Genomic DNA, 23,056 nt, shown 5'->3' on the forward strand with positions numbered 1-23,056 from the left:
TAGCCCCGGCTTTTAGAGCACCTGCGAGAGGAACCGCTGCAGCCGCGGGCTTTGCGGCTCGTCGAAGAGCTGCGCCGGGGAGCCCTGCTCCACGATCTTGCCCGCGTCCATGAACGCGACCTCGTCGGCCACGCTGCGCGCGAAGCCCATCTCGTGGGTGACCACGATCAGCGTCAGCCCGCGTTCGGCCAGGCCCGCCATCAGTGTCAGCACGCCCTTGACCAGCTCCGGGTCGAGCGCGCTGGTGGCCTCGTCGAACAGCATGACCTCGGGGTCCATCGCCAAGGCCCGGGCGATCGCGACGCGCTGCTGCTGACCGCCGGACAACGCGCTGGGCCGGTACGGCGCCTTGTCGGCCAGGCCGACGTCCGCCAGCCGCGCGCGGGCGACGGCCGCCGCTTCCTCCTTGCTCAGCTTCTTCACGCTGCGCAGCGGCAGCACGATGTTGTCCAGCACGCTCCGGTGACCGAAGAGGTTGAAGTGCTGGAACACCATGCCGACCCGCTGGCGCAGCGCGTCCGGGTCGGACCTGATCACGGACTCGCCGTCGAGCAGCAGGTCGCCGGAGTCGGGCTCCTGCAAGCGGTTCACGCACCGCAGGAGCGTCGACTTGCCGGAGCCGGACGGCCCGATCACGCAGGTCGTCTTGCCGCTCTCGACCTTGAGGTCGACCCCGCGCAGCACTTCCAGCGTGCCGAAGCTGACGTGGATGTCGCGCAGTTCCACACTGGACGATCGCACCGCCGTCGTCACCACGCGCTCACCCTTCCGCCGGGACCGATCTCCACCGGGTCACCTTCGTCCGGCTCCTCCGGGCGCACCTTCCGCCCGGTCCGGAGCTTCTTGTCGATGTAGTTCACCAGGTGCGTCAGCGGCACCGTGATCACCAGGTAGACGAACCCGGCGGCGACCAGCGGCGACAGGTTCCCGGTGTTGGCCGCGAGGTCCTGCCCGATCCGGAACAGCTCGCGCTGCTCGGACAGCAGGCCGAGGAAGTACACCAGGCTGGAGTCCTTGACCAGCGAGATGAACTGGTTCACCAGGGCCGGCAGCACCCGGCGCACGCCCTGCGGGATGACGACCAGCAGCATCGCCCTGCTGTAGCTCATCCCGAGCGCGCGGCTGGCCTCCAGCTGTCCTTTTTCGACACTCTGGATGCCGGCCCGGAAGATCTCGCCGATGTAGGCGGCGGCGATCAGGCTCAGCGCCAGGATGCCCAGCGGGTACGGGTTGTTGCCGATGACGCCCCGCGCCAGGGTGCCGAGCCCCTGGCCGATCACGAGGATGGTCAGGATCGCCGGCAGGCCGCGGAAGATGTCGGTGTACACCCGGGCCGGCCAGCGCAGCCACGCCTTGGTGGACAGCCCCATCACGGCCACGACCATGCCGAGCACGGTGCCGATCACCGCGGAGGCGAACGCCAGGATCAGCGTGTTGAGCAGGCCGGTCTTCAGCAGGTCGGGGAAGACCTGCCAGATGTACTCCCAGTCGAGGAAGGTGCTGAAGAACTGTCCCACCCGTCACCCACCTCCACCCTCAACGGAAGCGCTTCGCGCAGCTGAGTTTTCCATCCTGGCTACTGCCCCGCCTTGAATTCCGCCGGCACCGGAGCGGTGGCCTCGAACTGGTCGTGCACCTTCACCCAGGTGCCGTCCGCGATGACCTTCTTCAGGCCGTCGTTGACCTTGGTGATGAGGTCGTTGTTGCCCTTCTTGAAGGCGAAGCCGTGCGGGATGGTCGTGGTGATCGCCTTGGTCACCTTGAGCATCGCGTCCGGGTTGTTCTTCGCGTAGTCCTCGGCGGTGGCCTGGTCGAACACCGCGCCGTCGACCGCGCCGGTCTTCAGCGCGCTGAGCGCGGCCGCGTCGTTCGGGAACCGGACGGCCTGCGCGGTCGGCGCGTTCGTGCCGAGCCAGGTGTCCGACACCGTGCCCTGGACGACGCCGATCCGCTTGCTCGCCAAGGAGTTCTCGTCGGTGATGCCCGCGGTCTCCTTGGCCTCGATGCCGAGGGACTGGTAGTTGTACGGCGCCGAGAAGTCGACCGTCTTCTTGCGGGCGTCGGTCTGCGAGATCGCCGAGCTGCCGATGTCGAAGGTGCCGTTCGCGACCTGGCCGAGCAGGGCGGAGAAGTCCGTCGCGACGAACTCGAGCTTGAGGCCTTCCTTCTGCGCGATGGCCTTCAGGAGTTCGTTGTCGAACCCGGTGAAGTTCCCGTTCTCCTGGTAGGCGTTCGGCTTCGAGTCGCTCAGCGTGCCGACGCGCAGGGTGCCCGACCCGCTGTCCGAGCCCCCGCCGCACGCCGTGAGCGCGGCCAGCAGCGTCGCGGTGAGCGCCGTGACCAGTGTCTTCTTCATGGTTCTCCTAACCCTGGAACCCGGCCGGCACCGGAGCGGTCGGCAGGAACTGCTGGTGCAGCTTAAGCCAGGTGCCGTCGGAGATCACCTGCTTGAGCCCGGTGTCGATCTTGCCGAGCAGCTCCGTGTTGCCCTTCTTCACCGCGAACCCGTGCGGCACGTCCGTGACGAAACTCTTCACGACGACGAGCTTCTCGTCCGGGTTGGCGGTGACGTTCTTCTCCGCGATGCTCTGGTCCAGGATGTACGCGTCGACGCCGCCGGTCTTCAACGCGGTCAGCGCGGCGGCGTAGTCGGGGAAGCGCACGGCCTGCGCGGTCGGCACCGTGGTGCCCAGCCAGTGGTCGCCGACGGTCGCCTGGATCACGGCGACCCGCTTGCCCGCCAGCGCCTTCTCGTCGGTGATCGGCGTGCCCTGCTTGGCCTGGATGCTCATGGTCTCGAAGTCGTAGGCCGCCGAGAAGTCGACGGTCTTCTTGCGCTCGTCGGTCTGCGCGATCGCCGAGCTGGCGAGGTCGTAGCGGCCCGACGCGACCTGCCCGAGCAGCGCGGAGAAGTCCGTCGCGGCGAACTCCAGCTTCAGGTTCTGCTTGGCCGCGATGGCCTTGAGCAGCTCGTTGTCGAAGCCGGTGTAGTTGCCGTTCTCGAGGTAGATGTTCGGCGGCGCGTCGCTGAGGGTGCCGACGCGCAACGTCGGGGAAGCGCTGTCCGAGCCGCCGCCGCACGCGGTGAGCGTGAGGGCCGCGACCAGTGCGGTGACGATCAGCTTCTTCATGTCACGCACCCAGGTTCGTCACGGGCAGGCCGGGGCCGCCCTGCCGGAGTTCCGTCGACAACGGCGTCGTTTTGTAGAACTGGCCGTAGATGCGCGCGACCGTGCCGTCCGCGATGGCCTTGGCCAGGCCGTCGTTCAGCTTCTTCAGCAGGTCCGGGTTGGTCTTGGCGACCGCGAACGCCGACGGCGTGTCCTTGTCCTCGACCGTGTAGCCGAGCTCCAGCGGCACGGCCGGGTTCTGGTCCAGGTACTTCTGGCCGATGTCCTGCGGCACGACCCAGCCGTCCAGCGTGCCGTTCTTCAGCTGCGCGAAACCCGCGTTGTAGTCGGGGAAGCGGACGACCTGCGCACCGGCGGTCTTGCCCGCGAACTCGTCCTGCACCGAGCCCTGGACGACGCCGAGCCGCTTGCCCGCGAACGCCGCCGGGTCCTTGAGGTTCGCGCCCTTCTTGGTCACGACCGTGGTAAAGCCGGTGTTGTAGCCGTTGGAGAACGAGACCGTCTTCTTCCGCGCCTCGGTGCTGGAGATCGTCGAGCTGCCGATGTCGAACTTGCCGGTCGCGACGCCGGCCAGCAGGCCGGAGAACTCGGTGCCGACGAACTCGACCTCGAAGCCTTCCCGCTTCGCGATGTCGCGCAGCAGCTCGTTGTCGTAGCCGGTGAACCGGCCGTTCTCCAGGAAGATCGAGGGCGGGGCGTCACCCAAGGTGCCGACGCGCAGGGTGCCCGCGGCGGCGGAATCCGAGCCACCGCAGGCGGCCAGGGTCAGTGTCAGCGCGCCCGCGGTGACGACAGCGGCGATCTTCGACAGCGTGGATCTCATCGCTTCTTCCAGAGGTCGGCGCGCCGGTGGCGCGAGAAAAGCACGTCAGTTCATCGGGTAGACGTTCTGACGCTCCGGGTTCAGCGGTCGAGATTAGGGATTTCGCCCGTTCGTGTGGATTCGTTCCAGTCCGTGGACTCGTGCGTCAGCTCACAGGATCGGCTGGGGCGCGTAGCCCGCCGCTTCCGGGAACCGCTCGAGGACTTCTTCGACGCGCGCCCGCAGCTGGTCGACCTGGCGCCCGGCCGTCCCGGTGAACGAGATCCGGTCGGCGAGCAGCTTGTCCAGCTCACCGCGGTCGAGCGGGATGCGCTCGTCGGCCGCGAACCGGTCGAGCAGGTCGTTCTCCGCGCGGCCTTCACGCATCTCCAGCGCGACGGCGACGGAGTGCTCCTTGATGGCTTCGTGGGCCGTCTCACGTCCGACGCCCGCGCGGACCGACGCCATGAGCACCTTCGTCGTGGTGAGGAAGGGCAGGTAGCGATCCAGCTCACGTTCGATGACGGCCGGGAAGGCGCCGAACTCGGCGAGCACCGTGAGGAACGTCTCCAGCAGGCCGTCGAGCGCAAAGAAGGCGTCCGGCAGCGCGACGCGGCGGACGACGGAGTCGGAGACGTCCCCCTCGTTCCACTGGTCGCCGGCCAGCTCGCCGATCATCGACAGGTACCCGCGCAGCACGACGGCGAGGCCGTTGACGCGCTCGCAGGAGCGGGTGTTCATCTTGTGCGGCATGGCGGACGAGCCGACCTGGCCGGGCTTGAAGCCCTCGGTGACGAGCTCGTGGCCGGCCATCAGCCGGATCGTCTTGGCCAGGCTGGACGGTGCCGCCGCGACCTGGACCACAGTGGACAGCACGTCGAAGTCGAGCGAGCGCGGGTAGACCTGGCCGACGCTGACGAACCGGCGGTTGAAGCCGAGGTGCTGCATCACGCGGTCTTCGAGTTCGTCCAAAGTGGACTCGTCGCCGAGCAGGTCGAGCATGTCCTGCGCGGTGCCGACCGGGCCCTTGATGCCGCGCAGCGGGTAGCGGCCGATGAGGTTGTCGAGCCGCTCGAAGGCGACCAGCAGCTCGTCCGCGGCGGTGGCGAAGCGCTTGCCGAGGGTGGTGGCCTGCGCGGCGACGTTGTGCGAGCGCCCGGCCATCACGGTGTCGGAGTGCTCGACGGCGAGCACGGCCAGCCGGGCCAGCACGGCGGCGACGCGGGTGCGCACGAGCTCCAGCGAACGGAGCAGCTGCAACTGCTCGACGTTCTCGGTGAGATCGCGCGAGGTCATCCCCTTGTGGATGTGCTCCTGCCCGGCGAGGTCGCTGAACTCCTCGATGCGCGCCTTGACGTCGTGGCGGGTGACGCGCTCGCGGGCCGCGATCGACTCGAGGTCGACCTGGTCGATGACCCGCTCGTACGCCTCGACGACGCCGTCGGGCACGTCGACGCCGAGGTCCTTCTGCGCGCGCAGGACGGCGAGCCAGAGTTGCCGCTCCAGCACGACCTTGTACTCCGGCGACCAGAGCGAAACCAGCTCCGGCGACGCGTAGCGGGCGGCGAGCACGTTGGGAATGCGGGGCTTGTCCGTCACGGCTTTCACGATACCTGTGCAGGTCAGGCGAGGGTCGCGCGGATCGTGAGGGCGGTCGAGGCCCCCGGCTCCAGCGTCGTCAGGGGGCCGAGGACCTCCAGCTCGACGATCCGCGCCGGCGGGTCCAGGTCGCCGAGCGACGCGAGGGGCGCGGGCAGCGGGTGCTCCAGCCAGATCTCCAGCGGCGAGCCTTCGTCCGGGTACTCGCCGGCCGGGTCGACGTCGAAGGAGAGCGTCAGGGCGCCGTAGGACACCCAGCCCGCCGTGCCCGGCACGCCCAGCTTTCCGACGACGTCCTGCGCGGGAACCACCAGCCGGTCACCGTCCACTGTGTACTCCGGGGTCCCGGTGCCGGCCACCAGCCCGACGATGTCCGGCCGTCGCAGCCCAGCGGTGACCGCGCCGCCGCCGGGGCACTGTGTCACGTTCCACAGCGCCCAGCGCACCACCCGCGAGGAGGCGTTCTCCGCGCGCAGGTCCAGCCGGTAGCCGTCGTCGAGGATCGTGATCGCGCGGGTGAACCGCAGGCCGGTGCGCGGGTCAGGGGCGCTGGTCATGGTGACCGTGTCGCCGTCGGCGGCCACGGCGTACGGGCCGGAGTCCAGCACCGGGTCCGGCGGGCCCGCCCACTCGTCCGGGCCGGACCAGCCCTGCGGCGCGGGCCACGTCTTGTCGCCGCCGTAGTTGACCCAGTCGCCCATCCGCCCGGCGTTCGGGACGTGGTCGCCGCGCAGGTCGTCGCCGAGCAGCGCCGGGTTGCGCCAGAGCAGCTCGACGCCGCGATGGCGCACCGAGAGCAGCCGGCCGCCCAGCTCCGGCACCAGGCCGAGGCGCAGGTCGCCGCGTTCGAGCCAGGTCACCATTCGGCGAGGCCGCCGTCGTCGTGGCGCCACACCGGCGAGCGCCAGGCGTGCCCGATCTCGTCGGCCCGGCGGACGGCGGCCTCGTCGACCTCGATGCCGAGACCCGGGCCGAGCGGGCGGGCCGCGTAGCCGTCCTGGAAGGTGAAGATCGACGGGTCGACGAGGTAGGAGTGTTCGCTGCCCTCGTGGTAGTGCATGCCGAGGCTCTGTTCCTGGATCAGGAAGTTCGGCGTCGCGAACGAGACCTGCAGCGACGCGGCCAGCGAGATCGGCCCGAGCGGGCAGTGCGGCGCGAGCGACGCGCCGTACATCTCGGCCAGCGCGCCGATCCGCCGCAGCTCGGAGATGCCGCCGGCGTGCGACGGGTCCGGCTGCACGACCGCGACCCCGGCGTCGAGCACCGGCTTGAACTCCCAGCGTGAATAGAGCCGCTCGCCGACCGCGATCGGCACGGTCGACGCCTCGACGACCGAGCGCAGCGCGTCGCCCTGCGTCTCCGGCAGGATCGGCTCCTCGACGAACATCGGCTGGACGTCTTCCAGCATCTTGACCAGCCGCCGGGCCATCGCGGGCGAGACGCGGCCGTGGAAGTCGATCGCGAGGTCGCGGTCCGGCCCGAGCGCCTCCCGCGCCTCCCACGCGCGCGCCACCGCCGCGTCGGCTTCACGCGGGGAAGCGATCGCCGTCATCGGCCCGGCGACGTTCATCTTCACCGCCGTGAACCCGGCCTCGACCTGGGCAGCCACCGCTTCGCGGATGCCGGCCGGCCGGTCACCGCCGACCCAGCTGTAGACCCGGACGCGGTCGCGCACCGGGCCGCCGAGCAGCTCGTGGACCGGCGCGTCGCGAACCTTCCCGGCGATGTCCCACAGCGCGTGGTCGAACCCGGCCAAGGCGCTGGAAAGCACCGGCCCGCCGCGGTAGAAACCGCCGCGGCGCAGCACCTGCCAGTGGTCCTCGATGCGCAGCGGGTCCTGGCCGATCAGCAGCTCGGACAGCTCGTGCACGGCCGCGCGCACGGTCTCCGCGCGGCCCTCGACCACGGGCTCACCCCAGCCGCTGATGCCCTCGTCGGTGCTGACTTTGAGGAACAGCCAGCGCGGCGCGACCAGAAACGTTTCAACCCCGGTGATCTTCACCCGTGTCCCCCATCTGCGTCCCCATCATGCGGAATCCTTGGCGGCCGACCAGCCGCCGTCGACGGTCAGCTCGGCCCCGGAGACGAACGACGCGGCCTCCGAGAGCAGGAAGGCGATCACGTTCGCCACTTCCGCCGGCGTGCCGAGGCGCCCGGCCGGCGTCGCCCGGGCACTGCGCTCGCGGTCCTCGGGCGGGATGCGGTCCCAGGCCTGGGTGAGCACCGGCCCCGGCAGCACGGAGTTGACGCGCACCTCCGGGGCGTATTCCACGGCCAGCTGCCGGGCCAGCGCGACCAGCGCGCCCTTGCTCGCGGCGTACGCGGGGTGGCCCGGCAGGCCGAAGTGCGCGTGCACCGACGAGACGAGCACGATCGCGCCGCGTCGCTCCTGCAGCGACGGCAGGCAGGCCTTCACGGCGAGGAACGCGCCGGTCAGGTTGACGTCGAGCTGGCGCCGCCACTCGTCGCGGTCGATCTTGTGCAGCGCGCCGGTGCTGGGCACGTAGGCGTTGCTGACCAGGGCGTCCACCTCGCCGATGGCCGCCCAGGTCGCCTCGTCGGTGACGTCGCCCCGAATCGGGGTGACGTCGCCGGGGAGTTCGGCGATGTCCACGCCGAGCACGCGGTAGCCGTCGTCGAGCAGTTTCCGGGCGGTTGCCGCCCCGATCCCGGACGCCGCACCGGTCACCACCGCTGTCCGCGTGGACATCGCCTCTCCCGTTCCTAGAACTTCGCTACATGGACATGGTCGTCCGGCCCGCGGGCGGCGAACCACAGCGACGCGCCGTCGGATGCCGCGCCGAGGGTTCCCACGATGCTCCCGCTCGGGTACTCCGGCCGGTTGAACCAGCCCGCCCAGGTGCCGGACCACTCGTTGGCCCACAGCGAGTAGTCGCTCGCGGACGCGGTGAGTGCGACCTTCGCGCCGACCGCGACGAGTGTCGGGCTGCTGCTGACCGTGCCGCCGATGCCCGTCCAGTCCGACCACGTGCCGCCGGTCTTGGTGCGCGTCCAGACGCTGTCGTCGGCGGTGCGGACCGCGACAACCGTGCCGCTGGTGGACGTCGCCGCGCCGGGACGGCCGTAGATCGGCTTGCCGCCGGGCGCGCCGAGACCGGACCACTGACCGGCGCTGGTCCGCTGCCAGACCTGGCCGTCGGCGCCCCGGACGAAGACCGTCCCGTCGGCGGTGACGGACGGCGAGTCGGTGAGCGTGCCGCCGAGCCGCTTCCAGTCGCTCCAGCGGCCCTTCGCGTAAGTGCGCTGGTAGGCGGCGTTGTCGAGGCCGCGGACGTAGACGTCGATCTTCCCGTCCGAGGCGACGGCGGCGGGCTGGCCGAGGAACTTGCCCCCGACCTGACGCGGGCCGTCCAGGCCCTTGACCTGCAGGGAGCCGTTCCGGTCCCGGAAGAACGTCACCGTCTTGCCGCCGGTGCGGACGATCGCCGGGCTGGCCGACGCGTCGCCGCCGAGGTCGTCACCCGGGACGAGGTCGGTGCCGTGCAAGCGGAGGAACGCCGTGCCGTGCGCGGGGACGGTGACCGCGTACGAGCCGGTCGCGCTGCCGCGGTCGGCGCGGGCGCGGAGGTCCCGAATGGACACCCGGCCCTTGAGCCCGGCGTCGGCGAAGTCCAGCGTCATCTGCGTCGGCGTCTCACCGCGGTTGAGCAGCACCACCGCGCGGTCGCCGTCTCGCGAGAGGACCTTGCTGTAGGTGTCGGTGCTGCCGTTGTTCGCGACGCGGACGCCCTGCGTGCCGAGGCGGTCCTGGTTGACGCCCACGATTTCGGGGTTCTTCAGCGTGCTGATCATCGACGCGGGCAGCGTGCGCGGGTCCGAGCCGAGGATCAGCGGGGAAGCCATCTCCGCCCACATGACGAACTGGGTGGTCGACTCCTCCTCGTTCAGCTCGTAGGTGCCCTGCTCGGTCTTGCGCATCGGGATCAGGTAGTCGGGGTCGTTGTAGTGGCCCGGCCCGTTCGCCTCGGGGTGCGCGGCGTTGGCGTCCATGTTGCGCAGGACGTCCGTCCAGATCCCCTCGTACGGCGTGCCGAACGCGATGTCCGTGCTGGTGCGCCAGGAATCGGCGACGAGCGGGCCGTAGCTGTAGGCGATGCCGGCGACCTGGTCCGGTCCGTGCGGGGTGCCCCACTCGTCGGTGACCGGGTTGCAGACGTTGAGCACCATCGGCCGGCCCGCCTTGGCGAGGGCCTTGCTGAACTGCGAGAACGCGTCGGCGGGCTTGAGGTTCTGGGCGATGCCGCAGAGGAAGTCGACCTTGACGGCGTCGAACTTCCAGTTCGCGAACCGCTTGGCGTCCTGCTCGTAGTGACCGCCGGAGCCGGCCGCGCAGTTCTTGCCGTCCGACGCGCCCGCGTCGGTGTAGATGCCGGCCTTGAGACCACGGGCGTGCAGGTAGCCGACCAAAGTGGACAGTCCACTCGGGAACTTGGCCGGGTCCGCGAGGAGGTTGCCGTGCGCGTCACGCGGGTCGGGCGCGGTCCAGCCGCCGTCGATCCAGACGTAGCGGTAACCGGCGTCGCGCAGGCCGCTGGAGGCGAGGAAGTCCGCGACGGACTCGACCGACGCCTCACTGGGCGCGCCCAGGCCGTAGTAGGTGTTCCAGCCCATGTACGGGGTCTTGGCGACCCCGCTGTCGTAGTAGTCGGGAGCGCCTTGGTCTACGGCCGGTGTCGCCTCGGCCGGGATCACGATGGCGGTGAGCGCGGCGGTTGCCGCTGCTACGACCGCTAGGGATCTCTTCAAGAGCATGTTGCTGGACACCCTTCTCCAGTGAAACAGCGTCGAGCTAGCCGTCGAGCAGCATGCCGGGGTGTCTCAGCCTCCGTCAAGAATAAATCCTAAATTAAGATTTCACGCGCTATGCTCATCCTCGATGAACACCGAAGTCGTCACTCTCGGCGAGGCGATGCGGCTGCTGCTCGCCGAGCCTGGCGTCGCGCTGCGGCGCGCGCGCACCTTCACCTCTTCCGTCGCCGGCGCCGAGACGAACGTCGCGGTCGGCCTGGCCCGGCTCGGCCACAGCGTCCGCTGGCTGAGCCGCGTCGGCGACGACCCGTCCGGCGCCCACGTGCTCGCGACACTGCGCGCGGACGGCGTCGAGGTCTCGCAGGTCGAGGTTGATCCTCAGCGCTCCACGGGCTTCTTGATCCGGGACACCGAAACGGTCGAGTACCACCGAAGCGGCTCCGCTGCTTCGCGCCTGTCAGCTGCGTACGTGCGCTCCGCGGGTCTTGATGGCGCTCGGCTCGTACACGTCTCCGGCATCACGGCGATGCTGTCCGAGGGAGCACACGAAGCCGTCGAAGCGCTCTTCGCGCTCGCGCGCGCTTCGGGCGCCTGGGTGTCCTTCGACCCGAACGTCCGGCTGAAGCTCGGCAGCCCGGAGCGCTGGCGCGAGACCGTCGGACCGCTGCTGACCAGAGCGGACCTCGTCTTCGCCGGTGAGGACGAGCTCGAACTGCTCGGGCAGACGCCCGACGCGCTGCTCGCGGGCCGGGCGCAGACGGTGGTCGTCAAGCAGCGGGACAAGATCGCGCGAGCCGTCACGGCGGAGGGCTCGTGGAAGCAGGAAAGCCTGGTCACGCGAGTCGTCGACCCGGTCGGTGCGGGTGACGCGCTGACGTCGGGTTACCTGTCGGCGTGGCTTCGGGGCGCTTCGCCGGCCGAAGCGTTGCGCGCGGGCGCGGCCTGCGCGGCGCTGGTCGTCGGCACGCGGACCGACCTCGAAGGCCTGCCCGACCAGGGCGAACTCACCAAGGCACTGATCGGCACGGAGGTGGACCGATGACCTACCGCTGGGAGATCACGGCGAATGCGCTGCGCCAAGGCGTCGTCGGGATCGTACGGACGCACGACGCGGAGTCCGCGGTGGAAGCCGCACGCGCTGTTCTGGAGGCCGGGTTGCGCTCGGTCGAGCTGCCCCTGACGAACCCCGGCGCGCTGGACGCGATCTCGGGACTCTCGGCGGCGTACCCGGACGCGACGATCGGCGCCGGCACGGTGCTCGACGAGGCGTCGGCGGTGCTGGCGATCCGCGCGGGCGCGCGGTTCCTGGTGTCACCGTCGGTGGACGCGGCGGTGATCCGGACCGCGCACCGGTACGGCGTCGCGGCGTTCCCGGGCGCGGGCTCGGTGACGGAAATCGTGCGGGCACTGGAGGAAGGCGCCGACGCGGTGAAGGTGTTCCCGGCGTCCGCGCTGGCGCCGTCGTGGATCTCGGACGTGCGGGCGGCGCTGCCGCAGGCGCCGCTGGTACCCACCGGCGGCATCGGCCCGGACGACGTGCCACGCTGGCTGGCGGCGGGCGCGGTGGCGTGCGGGGTCGGCTCGGCGCTGACCCGCGGCACCACCGAGGAGATCTCCGCCCGCGTCGAGACGTTGCTGAGGAGCACGCATGGCTGAGCTGGTCTTCGTAGGGTGCTACACCGGCGACGCGGGGAACGGCACCGGGATCACGACGTTCTCGCGATCGTCGTCCGGCGACCTGACCGAGGTCGCTTCGCTGCCGTTGGAGTCACCGTCGTGGCTTGTCCGGCACCCGTCGCTGCCGGTGATCTACGCGGCAAACGAGACGGCTGACGGCTCGGTGACCGCGTTGGCTGTGGCGGCTTCCGGCGAGCTGTCGGTGCTGGGCACTTTGGAGACGGGTGGCGCGCACCCGTGCCACCTGGCGGTGACCCCGGACGGCCGGTTCCTGTTGTGCGCCAACTACACCGGCGGCAGCCTGGCGATCTTCTCGCTGTCTCCGTCGGGCGCTTTGGTCGCCCGGACGGCCTTGGTGCAGCACACCGGAAGCGGCCCTTCCGCCGACCGCCAGGAGGCAGCGCACGTCCACATGGCGGTTCCCGGCGACGGCATCGTGAGCGCGGTCGACCTCGGCACGGACGAGATCCGTAGCTACACGCTGTCTTCTGAGGGCTCGCTGTCACCACTCGCCGTGTCCGCTCTCCCACCTGGCACGGGCCCACGTCAGCTGGTCCGTCGGCCGGGCACCGACCTGGCGTACGTGGTGGGCGAGCTGGCCGGGACGGTGGTGACGGTCCGCGAGACTTCGCCGGGCGCTTTCTCGGTGGTGTCGGTCGCCGCATCGACCCTGTCTACGGTGACGCCCAACCTGGTGGCCCACCTGGAGCTGGCCGGCTCGCGGATGTACGTGTCGAACCGCGGCCCGGACTGCGTGACGGAGTTCGCCCTCGACGACGCCTTGGCGGTCGCCGACCAGCCCTGCGGCGCGAACCCGCGGCACTTCGCCCTGGTGGACGGCACGTGTTACGTCGCGGCCCAGAGCGACGACGCGATCACGGCGTTCACGCTGACGGCCTCCGGGGACGCGGAGCTGCACCGATACCCGACGGGGTCACCGACGTTCGTGCTGCCGGTTTCGCTTCCCTGAAGCCGTGAAGGTTTCCTAGATGTCGCGAGCTGCAGTTCGGCGGCAAACTTGCGTACCAACCACTTTTGCCTGCACCAGGCAAAGGAGCGCTTCGAACTAACTTTGCCTCTGATCGCACCTTGCCCCATAGAGGCAAATCGCATTTTGAGGCAACTTTGCCTCGCACGCTCCTTGATCATGTGGCATGCTTGACACGTGGTCGACGACGAACCTGCAGCCCAGAGCACTAAAGAGGTACTCGCAGCCGGGCTGGCCGCGCTAGAGCAGCTGCTGGGACACGGCTGGAAGGTGGCGCAGCTCACTGATGAAAGGTCAGCGCTGCCGTCTGCCATTTTCGACGCCAGAGTCCAGGTCACGCCACCTGACAGCAGCCCCTACACCGAACTGCTGGTCGAGGTGCGCAGCAAGCCGCTGAGCCCGCGAGAGGTCCTGAACAGGACAGTCCCCATGATCACCGTGCTGCGGCAAGCGCAGTCGAGGGTCGCATTGCTCGTCATCTCACCGTGGCTCAGCCCCCGCACGCAGGAGGTACTGCGCAAGCACGACATCGCTTACCTGGATCTGACCGGGAACGTGTCCTTGGCGGTTACCTACCCGGCGATCCGGATCCACACCCAAGGTGCCTCGCGAGCACCGAGCCGGGAAACTTCCACCCGGAGCGTGACACTCGCCGGCCCACGCGCCGGTCGCATCGTCCGCTTCCTCGCCGACTACCTGCCCCCTTACCGCGCGAGCGAGATCGTCACCCAGGCGAACGTGAGTGCGCCATGGGTGTCGCGGTTGCTCGGTCAGCTGGAAGACCAGTTGCTGATCCAACGGGAAGGGCGTGACATCGTCGAGGTCCGCTGGCCCGAACTCCTCCGAGCCAGGGCCGACGCGTACACCTTGCTACGTCCCGGAAATCACGAGCAGATGGTCGCTCCCAGCGGAGCGAAAGCCGTACTCGACAGGCTGCGGAACGTCCCATCCCTGTTGTCAGGGAGCCCGAACATCGCGGTAACGGGTTCATATGCGGCACGAACGATCGCCCCACACACGGTCGGCGGCCAGCTGATGCTGTACGTCGACCATCTGCCGCACGTTATCGACGAATGGCAGGAACAGCTCGGGCTGATCCGCGTGGACGAACACCCCGACGTGCTCTTGCTCCGAGCCCCGGACACCGCCGTGTTCGACCGCTACCGCGTCGTCGACGGCGTAACGCAGGTCGGGTATAGCCAGCTCGTGCTGGACAGCCTCACAGGCACCGGCCGGATGCCCGCCGAAGGCGAGACAATCCTGAAGGTGCTTAGCGAGGACGAAAGCTGGCGAGTTCGCCTGAATCGGTGATTCACGCGAACTCGTGCGACACGTTACTGTCTCCCCTTCAATCGAGGCGGGAAGAGATGTCACAGAAGCCGGGAAACGTCGATGACCAACAGCTCACTGTCGTGGCACGCCGGGTACTCCTGGACGGCCTGACCGCTCTCGCGACCCAACTGCCGGCCGTCACCGTGGTGGGAGCACAAGCGGTGTACCTGCGTACGCCTGATGTACCGCTGGCGACATCCGCGTTCACTTCCGATGGCGACCTCAGCCTCGATCCCCTGCTTCTGGTGAACGAACCACTGATCGAACAGGCTCTTCGCGACGCAGGCTTCGAACTCATGGACGTGAACCAGCCCGGCCTGTGGTGTCGCCTCGAGGTGGTAGCCGGTTCGTACGAGCCAGTCCCTGTCGAACTCGACCTGCTGGTCGGCGAGACACTGGCGCCCAAGCAAGGTAAACGTAGCGCCCGCATTCCACCGCACGACCCGAAGACCGCCAAGAAAGTACCGGGTCTGGAAGTTGCCGCAGTCGATCGATCACCGTTGACCATCATCGCACTGGAGAGCCAGGACTCACGCGCGATCACCGTCAACGTGGCCGGCCCAACAGCATTGCTCGTGGCCAAGGCGTACAAGATCAACGACCGGCTCGAACAGCAAGCGACCAAGCCGGACAGGCTCAGCGATAAAGACGCGGCAGACGTCTACCGTATCATGCTCAAAATCAGCCCCCGCGAAATAGCTGAGGGGTTCGAATCAGCACTTAGCAACAACCGGGTCGGCGAAGTTGCCACGAACGGTCTGCGGTACCTGCAACAACAGTTCGGTGGCTCTGACACACCAGGTGTCCGGATGGCCATCGCCGCGCTCGCAGGCGACGCCGACGTGGCTGCCATCCGCAGAGTAATGCCTGCCTATGTCAACCAGATCCGTCGCACCATAAAGCTGTGAAGGCCTTCACTCCCCTCGACGGAGAATCACCACGTCGGCGTCGTGGTCTGCCGTCCAGTCGAACGGCAGCCCCGCGTGCTTCAGGTGTGCTCCCGAATAGCGGTTCCCCGCCGAGTCCACATAGGACGAGTCCGGACGCACCGAAAGGCGTACCCGCGACGAGCGGCCCGGGACCAGCGGCGCACCGGTCAGGGGGCCGGTGCTCCAGGCCAGGACGACCACCGTGTCGCCGTCCTCGGACGTGTATTGGGTCGCCGCCGTCGGTTCGGATGGGCCGGCCAGCACGCGAGCGGCGCCGTGGTGGATCACCGAACGGATCGATTTGTAGAGGGATACCAGCGAAGCCGCTTCTGCTTGTTGCGCGGAAGACCACTGCGACAGGTCCGCGCCGATGCCCAGCACTCCGGCCATCGCCGTCACGAAACGGAACCGGAGCGACCGGGGCCGCGGGTCGAAGACGCCCGGGGAGTCCGTCACCCAGGAACTCATCAGGTGCGGCGCGTGCATCAGCAGGAAGCCGTCCTGGATGGCCAGGCGATCCAGGGGGCCTGTGTTGTCGCTCGGCCAGACGACGTCCGTGTGGGCCACCGTCGCCAGGTCCGTGCGGCCGCCGCCGCCCGCGCAGGCCTCGATCGTCACGTGGGGGTGCGCCGTGCGCAGGTGGTCCAAGACCGAGAGGTAGCCCGCGACGTGCTCCGCGTCGAGGTCCGCGAAGGGGGACCCAGGGCGGCCGCGTTCCGTCGGCGGGCGGTTCATGTCCCACTTCAGGTACGAGATCGGGTACGTCGACAACAGCGTGTCCAGAGTGGACTTGACGAACGCGACCACCGCGGGGAGGCCCAGGTCCAGCAGGAGCTGGTTCCGGATCAACGTCAAGGGACGCCCGTCGATGCGGTACACCCAGTCCGGATGCGACGCGTAGAGCTGCGACTTCGGGCTGACCGCCTCCGGCTCCACCCACAGGCCGAACTCCAGGCCCAGCTCGCGCACCGACTCCACGAACGTGCCGAACGACGCCTCCGCCGGGGTCCAGTCGCCCAGGCCGCCGGTGTCGTCGTCGCGGCCGGTGAACCAGCCGTCGTCCACCACGAACAGCTCGACGCCGATGTCGGCCGCGCATTTCGCCAGCTCCAGCTGATGCGCACTCCGGACGTCGAAACCCGTGGCCTCCCATGAGTTGTAGAGCACCGGACGCGGGCGCCGCCACCGCGAGCCGGCCAGTACGCGGTCGTAGTCGTGCCAGACCGAAGCCAACCCCGACAGGCCGTCCACACTGGACGCCAAGGCGACCGCCGGTGTGGACAGAGAAGCGCCGGGTTCCAAAAGCACCGGGCCCGGTGACGGCAGCCGCCCGGCCCGGACGCGCGTCAGCCCGGACGGTTCTACCTCGGCGGAGATCTCCCACGATCCCGGCCACTCCAGGGAAACGCCGAATGCGGGGCCGCCGGCAGCGTCCTGCACGGCCAGCCACGGCACGTACGCGTGGCCAGGCACGCCGAACCGGCTCTCCATCCGGAAACCGCCGGCGGGCAGCGACACCGACCGCCGCGTGAACTCCTGTGACCACTGGCCGGTCAGATACGTCAGCTGGGCGCCGCCGACCGTCGGGACGCACACGCCCGCCGAGCCCAGCCGGTCGAACTCCAGCGTCGACGAACCGCCGTTCGAGAACTCGACCCAGCGGGTCAGGACGTCGGTCTCGGGCACCGGCCGGTAGCAGAGCACCGCGCGCAGCCCGGTCAGTTCGTCCACAAAGGACAGACGCAGGTCGGCATCCGAAGAGGAGCCGTCGAACCGCCACCACGAACCGCCCCGCACGGAGACGTCCGCGCCGGAGAACGGGCGCAGGCCCAGCGGCGCGTACTCGACCGGGGCCGCGTCCGCGCCGGTGATGAAGTGGAAGTCGCCCGCGTTCGCGAACACCGACGGCCCGTCCTCGATCCCGGACGGCCCCCAGGCGACGAGTTCGGCCCATCGGGAAGAAGGATCCAGCGCCACGGTGTACGAAGTGGACTTCATGGCCACGGTCCACGTCACTTGATCGCTCCGATCGCGAGCCCTGAGATGAAGTGCTTCTGGAACCGCAGGAACACCGCGACGGTCGGCACGGCCGCGATGACCGAGCCCGCCGCGATCACGTTCCAGTTCGACACGTACTGCCCCTGCAGGCCGAGCAGCGCCGGCGTCACCGGCATCACCGTGCCGGTGCGCAGCACAGTGATCGACCACAGCAGGTCGTTGAACGTCCAGGTGAACGCCAGCGCGCCGAGCGCGGCCAGCGCCGGGCGGGTCATCGGCAGGATGATCCGCGCGAAGATCTGCACGACGCCGGCGCCGTCGATCAGCGCCGCCTGCTGGATCTCGTCCGGAATGGACCGCATGAACCCCTGCAGCACGAACGTGTAGAAGCCGAGGCCGAACCCGACCTGCACGATGATCAGCGCGGTCAGCGTGTCGTAGATCCCCAGCAGCTCCGCCAGTTTCGCCACCGGGACCAGCAGGATCTGCGGCGGCAGCAGGTTTCCGGACAGCATCACCAGGATGATCGTGCGGCGGAACGGGATCCGGTACCGGCTGAGCGCGAACGCCGCCGCCGCGCTGAGCAGCAGCGACAGCAGCACGGTCGGGATCGTGACGATCAGGCTGTTGAGCATCGCGTGCCCGCCGCCGCCCTCGCCCCACGCCTGGCCGAAGCCGTCGAGCGAGAACGATGCGGGCAGCGCGCCGAGGCCGTTCGACGCGATGTCGGAGAACGTCCGGACGCTCGTCGTCAGCACCAGCGCGATCGGCAGCAGCCACAGCACCGACAGCCCGCCGGCGAGCAGGTGGAACCCGAAGGTCCGCGAGCTCCTCACGAGTCCTCCCGGAATGCGCGCACGAGATACGTCACGATCACGCCGAACGCCAGCACGAAGATGACGACGGCCAGCGCGGACGCGTAGCCGAGCCGCAGCGACTGGAACGCCGTCGCGTACATGTACGTGCTGAGCAGCTCGGACGAATGGTACGGCCCGCCCTTGGTCATCGACCACACGACGTCGAACGAGCGCAGCGAGTCGATGATGATCACCGACAGGACCACGGAGTTGACGGTGCGCAGCTGCGGCCACGTGACGTTGCGGAACCGCTGCCACGCCGTGGCACCGTCCAATTCGGCCGCTTCGTACAGCACCGGGTCGATCCCCTTGAGCCCGGCCAGGTACAGGACCATGACGTAACCGAGCTGCCGCCACAGCGCCGGCACGAGCACCGCGTACAGCGCGGTATCCGGGTCGGCGAGCCACGCGTGCTGCCAGCCGCCGAGCCCGATCGCGCCGAGCACCTTGTTGAAGACGCCGTCCGGCTGGTAGATCACCTGCCAGATCAGCGACGTCGCGACCAGCGAGAACACCACCGGCGTGAACAGCGCGGCGCGGTAGAACCCGACGCCGCGACGCTCCTTCTGCAGGAGCGTGGCCAACGCGAGCCCGCCGACGGCCGAGAGGCCGCCGAAGAGCACGATCCAGATCACCGTGTCCAGCGCCGCCGTGCCGAAGATGTCGTCGGAGAACATCTCGGCGAAGTTCCCCAGGCCGACGAACTCGGGCGCGGAGACGCCGTCCCAGTTCGTCAGCGCCAGGTAGAACCCCTGCAGCGCGGGCCAGAACACCCAGAACCCCTCGACGACGAGGGGAACCAGGACAAACGCCAGCAACACGGGCGAGACCCGGCGGCGCCGGCGTTTCGCGGCCGGGAACGCCGTCTCGGGCCGTTTCGCGGTCAGCACCGCCATGTCAGGACTGCCAGACCTTCTGCGCGGCGGTCTGCCAGTCGGCCAGGATCGAGTCGAGCTCGTTCGGCTTCTGGATGAACCGGATCAGGGCCGCGTCGGCGGTCGGCTGCAGCGCGTCGGAGGAGTCGCGGTTGAAGAACTGCGTGATCTCCTTGGCGTCGGTGAGCAGCTTCCGTCCTTTTCGGACGAGCGGCGTGCCGTTGTCCTTGGCGTCCGGGTTGGTCGGCAGGACCGTGCCGGAGGAGTTCTTGATGTAGAGCTCCTGCGCCTCGGCCGTCGCGGCGTAGGAGAACCACTCCTTGACCTCGGCGACGTGCGGGGTGCGCGCGCTGGCGAAGAAGCCGTCGGTCGGGCCCTCTTCGGCGACCGGGACGGCCGGGTCGAGGATCGGGAACTGGAAGAAGTCGAGGTCGTCCAGGGCGTCCTTCGGGGCGGCGTCGGCGAAGAACGTGCCGGTCAGGATCATCCCGGTGCGGCCCTGCAGCAGCACGGTCGTCGCGTCCTGGAACGCGATCGCGGTGCCGTTCGGGTCGGTGTAGGGCAGCGCCTGGCGCCACGGGTCGAAGATCTTCTTGACGCGCGGGTCGTCGAAGCGCTGCTTGCCGGCCAGCAGCTCGCGGTGGAACGGCGCGCCGTTGATCCGGATGTTCAGGTAGTCGAACCAGGCCGACGCGGTCCACGGCGTGGTGCCGCCGGCGCCCATGCCGATCGGGGCGATGCCCTTGCCCTTCAACGTTTCGCACAGGGCGAGGAACTCGCTCCAGTTCGTCGGCGGCTGCACGCCCCACTTGGCGAAGTTCGACTTGCGGTAGAAGAAGCCCCACCAGTAGTACGACGTCGGGACGAAGACCTGGTGCCCGGCTCCGTCGCCGGACAGCGACCGGAAGGCCGCGCTGTAGTTGCCCATGGTCTGCCAGACGTCGCCGACGTCGAGCAGCAGGCCCTTGCGCGCGTAGCCCGACAGCAGCGAACCCGGGTACCACGTGAAGGTGTCCGGCGGGTTGGCCGCGGTGAGGTAGCTGGGCAGCTGGGTGCGGAAGGTCTCCGACGCGACGGTGTTGACCGTCGCCTTCGTGCCGCCCTTCGCGCCGAACGCGTTCGCCAGCGCCTCGATCGCCTTCTTCGCCTCGGGCGAAGAGAGGTTCGACTGGACGGTGACCGCGCCGGCGGCCTGCTTGACCGGGCCGTTGGACGCGGAAGTGGCGCAGGCGGCGAGGAAACTGCTCGAGCCGATCGCGCCCAGGCCGGCCAAGCTCGCGTTGCGCAGGAAACGACGGCGGGACAGGCCGGCACTCGTCATCTCTTGACCCCTTTGTCTCGATGTCCGCACGGGCGTAACTGCTGCCAAAGAGTGCAACCGGGCGCCGTCGCCGTCAAGATGTATTCATAATTTATGACGACTTCGCAGGCGGCGTAGGATGCAGCCAGCTAGATCGCCGCCAGCTGAGAGGGCTCCTCCATTGACCGAACACCGGCCACGCGGGCTGCACGGCCAAACCGTGGAGGCGCTGGCCAGCCGGATCCTCTCGAACGAGTGGGGCGAGGGCACCGTCCTCGACCTGCCGGCGCTGCGCGAAGAGCTCGACATCAGCCTCACCGCGCTGCGCGAGGCCCTGAAAGTGCTGGCCGCGAAGGGGATGATCGACGCGCGCCAGAAGCGCGGCACGTTCGTCCAGCCGCGCGAAAAGTGGAACATGCTCGACGCCGACGTCATGCGCTGGCAGACCGCGGCCGCCGACGACCCGGGCCTGCTCGACGAGCTGACGGAGGTCCGCGCGGTCGTCGAACCGGCCGCGGCGCGGATCGCGGCCGAGCGAGCGTCCGATGAGGACGTCGAGTCGCTGCGGGAGGCCCTCGACGACATGGCCGCGGCGGACGGTCCGGAGGCCAGCGTCCAGGCCGACCTGGCTTTCCACCGGCGGCTGATGACCGCGACCCACAACAACTTCCTGATGCGGATGGAGCGGATCATCGCGATCGGCCTCGCCGAGCGCGACAAGGTGGTGCACGGCGCGTCGGCGGCGGAGGACCCGGTGCCGTCGCACCGCAAGGTGCTGGACGCGATCATCGCTCAGGACCCGGCGGCGGCCGAGCAGGCGATGCTGGCGCTGGTCACCAAGTCCCGCGACGACCTGGCGAAAGCTCAGCGCACCCGGTCGTGAGTGGTTAGGGCGGTTAGAACCGCCCTAACCACTCACGAGCCGTCGAGCGCTGCCTGGAGCATGCGGGCCGCCGCGGCGCGGGGAGCCGGGTCGACGGCGATCAGGGCGTTGACGACCGCGCCGTCGACCAGCGCCACGAGCTTCTCCAGCTCGGTCTCGCTCACCGGCGTGCCCGAACGGGCGAAGATCTCCGTCAGCAGCTCGTTGAGCTGCACCGACAGCGTCCGCATCAGCGGCCGCAGGTACGGCCGGCGGCCGGTGGCGACCAGGCGCTCGTAGCGCAGGAGCACGGCTTCGGCGTCCGCCGCCTCGTCGCCGCTCTCCGGGCCGAGCAGCAGGTCGAGCACCAGCTCCACCATCGCCTGGACGCCGCGGTTGCGGGTCGCGAGCTCCTCCAGCCGGCGGCGGCCGGTGTCGAGCTCGGCGTTGCCGTGGTGCTCGACGGCCGCCGCGACCAGGTCTTCCAGCGAGTCGAAGTAGTACGTCGTGGACGCGAGCGGCAGCCCCGCCCGCTCGGCCACCGCACGGTGCCGCACGGCGTCGAACCCGCCCTCGACGAGCAGCTTCGCGGCGGCCTCGACGAGCGCGGCACGCCGTCGTTCCCCCTTGGGAGTTGCCGCAGCGGTCATGGCCGCTCATTCTGCCAAGCGGCCCGCCGGCCGCTCAGAAGCGGGGCGCGAGTTCGCTCGCGAACCGGTCGACGTCACCCGCGTACGGGGCCGCGTTCGCCGCGTCCGGGACGCTGACCAGCACCAACGTGCCGCCGGACGCCGTGGCCACCCGCGCCGTCACCGTGCCGGCCGGCTGGGACTTGAAGGCCGCCGGAATGCCCTTCGGGTACACCGCCGCGGCGACCTCGCCGCCCGGAACCGGGAACCCCGCGGACCGCGACGCCGTCGTACAGGCGCTGCCCGGGGACGCCTGGGAAGCGGCGAAGTGGCCGGGGAGCTCGCCAGCGAGGGCGATGGCGAGCTCCCCGTCCACCTCTTCGCACCCGGAGGCGCCTTCGGCCAGCTGGCCGGTCTTCCCGTCTCCGCTGCCCCCCTGCTGGGGCGGCGTCGACGTGAAGTTCGGTGACTCCCCACCGGCTTGAGGACGTGCCGGGCCGACGCCGGGTTGCCCCGACTGCGCCGACACGGCGTTGTCCTTCGCCGCGGTCAGTGACCCGGGGGTACCCCCGGAGAGCAGTCCGTATGCGCCGAAACCGACGACGACCAGGGCCGCGGCGCTCACCCCGGCGGTGATCCGGTTCCGGCGCCGCACGGTCTGGCGGCGGGATTCGCGGACGACGTCTTCCTGCGTGAACCCCGCCGAAGGCCCGTCACCGGGCGCGGCGGAGAACAACGAGCGCAGCTCCTGCTCATCCATTGGTCTCCACCTCCCGTTCGAGTACCTGCTTCAGGTTCGCCAGCCCGCGGGCGGTCTGGCTCTTCACGTTGCCTTCGCTGCAGCCCAGGGCCTGCGCCGCGCCGGTCACGTCCAGTCCTTCGAAGAACCGCAGGACCAGCACCGCCCGCTGTTTGGGCGGCACTTCCTCCAACGCAGCGAGCAGGTCTTCCCGGGTCGCGACGAGATCGTCGAGCCCGGGGCCGTCGTCGACCCGCTCCGGCAACGTCTCGGTCTGCCACTCGCGCCGCCACGGACGCCGCGATTCGTCGATCGTCGCCCGCACGAGCGTCTTGCGGACGTACGCGTCGGTCGCCGCGCGATCCCTGATCTTCTTCCACCTCCGGTGCAGCGCGACGAACGCCGTCTGCGCGAGGTCGTCCGCCCGGTGCCAGTCGCCGCAGAGCATGTACGCGGTCCGGCGCACGGCGTCCCGCCGGGCGGCGAAGTACTCCGCGAACTCCTGTTCGTCGCGCTGATCCACGCGCTGTCGTGCTCCGCTCTGTTGTCGTCGGTGGGTAGGACGGAA

Annotated in this window: 23 protein-coding genes; 6 read left to right on the forward strand and 17 right to left on the reverse strand. The window is 69.5% G+C overall.

The genetic code is table 11. The features are described from left to right. Positions 1-12 precede the first annotated feature (12 nt). From OHS18_RS29190 to OHS18_RS29235, 10 genes are all read right to left on the reverse strand, one after another. Entirely contained in the window at positions 13-753 is a 741-nt protein-coding gene (locus OHS18_RS29190) for an amino acid ABC transporter ATP-binding protein (RefSeq protein WP_328459152.1), read from the reverse strand. Continuing rightward, complete coding sequence (locus tag OHS18_RS29195) at positions 750-1,517, reverse strand: amino acid ABC transporter permease (protein WP_328447249.1); 768 nt, start codon at positions 1,515-1,517, stop codon at positions 750-752. The genes OHS18_RS29190 and OHS18_RS29195 overlap by 4 nt, the downstream gene beginning before the upstream one ends. A gap of 59 nt (positions 1,518-1,576) precedes the next feature. Continuing rightward, positions 1,577-2,356 carry an ABC transporter substrate-binding protein gene (locus tag OHS18_RS29200; protein ID WP_328613068.1) on the reverse strand — a complete coding sequence of 260 codons (780 nt, stop codon included), beginning with the start codon at positions 2,354-2,356 and terminating at the stop codon, positions 1,577-1,579. Between the two features lie 7 nt (positions 2,357-2,363). Further along, a complete protein-coding gene (locus OHS18_RS29205) occupies positions 2,364-3,131 on the reverse strand; it encodes an ABC transporter substrate-binding protein (RefSeq protein ID WP_328447247.1) in 768 nt (255 codons plus the stop codon). A 1-nt stretch (position 3,132) separates the two neighbouring features. Then, the gene (locus tag OHS18_RS29210) at positions 3,133-3,954 is read right to left on the reverse strand and encodes a substrate-binding periplasmic protein (RefSeq protein ID WP_328613069.1); all 822 of its coding nucleotides are present in this window, start codon (positions 3,952-3,954) and stop codon (positions 3,133-3,135) included. 150 nt (positions 3,955-4,104) lie between these two features. After that, entirely contained in the window at positions 4,105-5,532 is a 1,428-nt protein-coding gene (gene purB, locus OHS18_RS29215) for an adenylosuccinate lyase (protein ID WP_328613070.1), read from the reverse strand. A 23-nt stretch (positions 5,533-5,555) separates the two neighbouring features. Next, the gene (locus OHS18_RS29220; protein WP_328613071.1) at positions 5,556-6,395 is read right to left on the reverse strand and encodes a DUF4380 domain-containing protein; all 840 of its coding nucleotides are present in this window, start codon (positions 6,393-6,395) and stop codon (positions 5,556-5,558) included. Further along, entirely contained in the window at positions 6,389-7,534 is a 1,146-nt protein-coding gene (gene dgoD / locus OHS18_RS29225; protein WP_328613072.1) for a galactonate dehydratase, read from the reverse strand. The genes OHS18_RS29220 and dgoD overlap by 7 nt, the downstream gene beginning before the upstream one ends. Before the next feature lie 24 nt (positions 7,535-7,558). After that, a complete protein-coding gene (locus tag OHS18_RS29230) occupies positions 7,559-8,242 on the reverse strand; it encodes an SDR family NAD(P)-dependent oxidoreductase (protein ID WP_328613073.1) in 684 nt (227 codons plus the stop codon). A gap of 14 nt (positions 8,243-8,256) precedes the next feature. Then, positions 8,257-10,305, reverse strand: a complete 2,049-nt coding sequence (locus tag OHS18_RS29235; protein WP_328613074.1) for a hypothetical protein — start codon at positions 10,303-10,305, stop codon at positions 8,257-8,259. A 124-nt stretch (positions 10,306-10,429) separates the two neighbouring features. Between OHS18_RS29235 and OHS18_RS29240 the strand changes: the two genes are divergently transcribed. From OHS18_RS29240 to OHS18_RS29260, 5 genes are all read left to right on the forward strand, one after another. Further along, positions 10,430-11,344 carry a sugar kinase gene (locus OHS18_RS29240; RefSeq protein WP_328613075.1) on the forward strand — a complete coding sequence of 305 codons (915 nt, stop codon included), beginning with the start codon at positions 10,430-10,432 and terminating at the stop codon, positions 11,342-11,344. Then, positions 11,341-11,958, forward strand: a complete 618-nt coding sequence (locus OHS18_RS29245; protein ID WP_328613076.1) for a bifunctional 4-hydroxy-2-oxoglutarate aldolase/2-dehydro-3-deoxy-phosphogluconate aldolase — start codon at positions 11,341-11,343, stop codon at positions 11,956-11,958. Before OHS18_RS29240 ends, OHS18_RS29245 begins: the two co-directional genes overlap by 4 nt. Continuing rightward, positions 11,951-12,949: a lactonase family protein gene (locus tag OHS18_RS29250; protein WP_328613077.1), complete on the forward strand. Its 999-nt coding sequence runs from the start codon at positions 11,951-11,953 to the stop codon at positions 12,947-12,949. The genes OHS18_RS29245 and OHS18_RS29250 overlap by 8 nt, the downstream gene beginning before the upstream one ends. A gap of 195 nt (positions 12,950-13,144) precedes the next feature. Beyond that, the gene (locus OHS18_RS29255) at positions 13,145-14,278 is read left to right on the forward strand and encodes a hypothetical protein (RefSeq protein WP_328613078.1); all 1,134 of its coding nucleotides are present in this window, start codon (positions 13,145-13,147) and stop codon (positions 14,276-14,278) included. A 56-nt stretch (positions 14,279-14,334) separates the two neighbouring features. Then, positions 14,335-15,207 (forward strand): hypothetical protein, encoded by an 873-nt coding sequence (locus OHS18_RS29260; protein WP_328613079.1) that lies wholly within the window; start codon positions 14,335-14,337, stop codon positions 15,205-15,207. A 6-nt stretch (positions 15,208-15,213) separates the two neighbouring features. Here the strand turns inward: OHS18_RS29260 and OHS18_RS29265 are convergent, their stop codons facing one another. From OHS18_RS29265 to OHS18_RS29280, 4 genes are read right to left on the reverse strand one after another with little or no spacing between them, the layout of a single operon-like run. Continuing rightward, positions 15,214-17,226, reverse strand: a complete 2,013-nt coding sequence (locus OHS18_RS29265; protein ID WP_328613080.1) for an alpha-galactosidase — start codon at positions 17,224-17,226, stop codon at positions 15,214-15,216. Between the two features lie 14 nt (positions 17,227-17,240). Beyond that, positions 17,241-18,062, reverse strand: a complete 822-nt coding sequence (locus OHS18_RS29270; RefSeq protein WP_328447227.1) for a carbohydrate ABC transporter permease — start codon at positions 18,060-18,062, stop codon at positions 17,241-17,243. After that, positions 18,059-18,979, reverse strand: coding sequence for a carbohydrate ABC transporter permease (locus OHS18_RS29275; RefSeq protein ID WP_328447225.1), 921 nt, complete (start codon positions 18,977-18,979; stop codon positions 18,059-18,061). The genes OHS18_RS29270 and OHS18_RS29275 overlap by 4 nt, the downstream gene beginning before the upstream one ends. 1 nt (position 18,980) lies before the next feature. Beyond that, positions 18,981-20,279, reverse strand: a complete 1,299-nt coding sequence (locus OHS18_RS29280) for an ABC transporter substrate-binding protein (protein ID WP_328613081.1) — start codon at positions 20,277-20,279, stop codon at positions 18,981-18,983. Between the two features lie 160 nt (positions 20,280-20,439). Between OHS18_RS29280 and OHS18_RS29285 the strand changes: the two genes are divergently transcribed. After that, complete coding sequence (locus OHS18_RS29285) at positions 20,440-21,141, forward strand: FadR/GntR family transcriptional regulator (RefSeq protein ID WP_328447221.1); 702 nt, start codon at positions 20,440-20,442, stop codon at positions 21,139-21,141. Between the two features lie 32 nt (positions 21,142-21,173). On the opposite strand, the gene OHS18_RS29290 is transcribed toward OHS18_RS29285, so the two are convergent. From OHS18_RS29290 to OHS18_RS29300, 3 genes are read right to left on the reverse strand one after another with little or no spacing between them, the layout of a single operon-like run. Further along, positions 21,174-21,770, reverse strand: coding sequence for a TetR/AcrR family transcriptional regulator (locus OHS18_RS29290; protein ID WP_328447219.1), 597 nt, complete (start codon positions 21,768-21,770; stop codon positions 21,174-21,176). 34 nt (positions 21,771-21,804) lie between these two features. Next, positions 21,805-22,509: a hypothetical protein gene (locus OHS18_RS29295; RefSeq protein WP_328447217.1), complete on the reverse strand. Its 705-nt coding sequence runs from the start codon at positions 22,507-22,509 to the stop codon at positions 21,805-21,807. Beyond that, a complete protein-coding gene (locus tag OHS18_RS29300) occupies positions 22,502-23,011 on the reverse strand; it encodes a SigE family RNA polymerase sigma factor (RefSeq protein ID WP_328447215.1) in 510 nt (169 codons plus the stop codon). The genes OHS18_RS29295 and OHS18_RS29300 overlap by 8 nt, the downstream gene beginning before the upstream one ends. Positions 23,012-23,056: the final 45 nt, after the last annotated feature.

It is taken from the genome of Amycolatopsis sp. NBC_00355 (assembly GCF_036104975.1).
Lineage (GTDB): Bacteria > Actinomycetota > Actinomycetes > Mycobacteriales > Pseudonocardiaceae > Amycolatopsis.

Coding starts and splice junctions, on each gene's coding strand:
- OHS18_RS29200 (WP_328613068.1), bottom strand. CDS start 2,356: ATGAAGAAGACACTGGTCACGGCGCTCACCGCGACGCTGCTGGCCGCG.
- OHS18_RS29205 (WP_328447247.1), bottom strand. CDS start 3,131: ATGAAGAAGCTGATCGTCACCGCACTGGTCGCGGCCCTCACGCTCACC.
- OHS18_RS29210 (WP_328613069.1), bottom strand. CDS start 3,954: ATGAGATCCACGCTGTCGAAGATCGCCGCTGTCGTCACCGCGGGCGCG.
- OHS18_RS29220 (WP_328613071.1), bottom strand. CDS start 6,395: ATGGTGACCTGGCTCGAACGCGGCGACCTGCGCCTCGGCCTGGTGCCG.
- OHS18_RS29230 (WP_328613073.1), bottom strand. CDS start 8,242: ATGTCCACGCGGACAGCGGTGGTGACCGGTGCGGCGTCCGGGATCGGG.
- OHS18_RS29235 (WP_328613074.1), bottom strand. CDS start 10,305: ATGCTCTTGAAGAGATCCCTAGCGGTCGTAGCAGCGGCAACCGCCGCG.
- OHS18_RS29240 (WP_328613075.1), top strand. CDS start 10,430: ATGAACACCGAAGTCGTCACTCTCGGCGAGGCGATGCGGCTGCTGCTC.
- OHS18_RS29245 (WP_328613076.1), top strand. CDS start 11,341: ATGACCTACCGCTGGGAGATCACGGCGAATGCGCTGCGCCAAGGCGTC.
- OHS18_RS29250 (WP_328613077.1), top strand. CDS start 11,951: ATGGCTGAGCTGGTCTTCGTAGGGTGCTACACCGGCGACGCGGGGAAC.
- OHS18_RS29260 (WP_328613079.1), top strand. CDS start 14,335: ATGTCACAGAAGCCGGGAAACGTCGATGACCAACAGCTCACTGTCGTG.
- OHS18_RS29265 (WP_328613080.1), bottom strand. CDS start 17,226: ATGAAGTCCACTTCGTACACCGTGGCGCTGGATCCTTCTTCCCGATGG.
- OHS18_RS29275 (WP_328447225.1), bottom strand. CDS start 18,979: ATGGCGGTGCTGACCGCGAAACGGCCCGAGACGGCGTTCCCGGCCGCG.
- OHS18_RS29280 (WP_328613081.1), bottom strand. CDS start 20,279: ATGACGAGTGCCGGCCTGTCCCGCCGTCGTTTCCTGCGCAACGCGAGC.
- OHS18_RS29290 (WP_328447219.1), bottom strand. CDS start 21,770: ATGACCGCTGCGGCAACTCCCAAGGGGGAACGACGGCGTGCCGCGCTC.
- OHS18_RS29295 (WP_328447217.1), bottom strand. CDS start 22,509: ATGGATGAGCAGGAGCTGCGCTCGTTGTTCTCCGCCGCGCCCGGTGAC.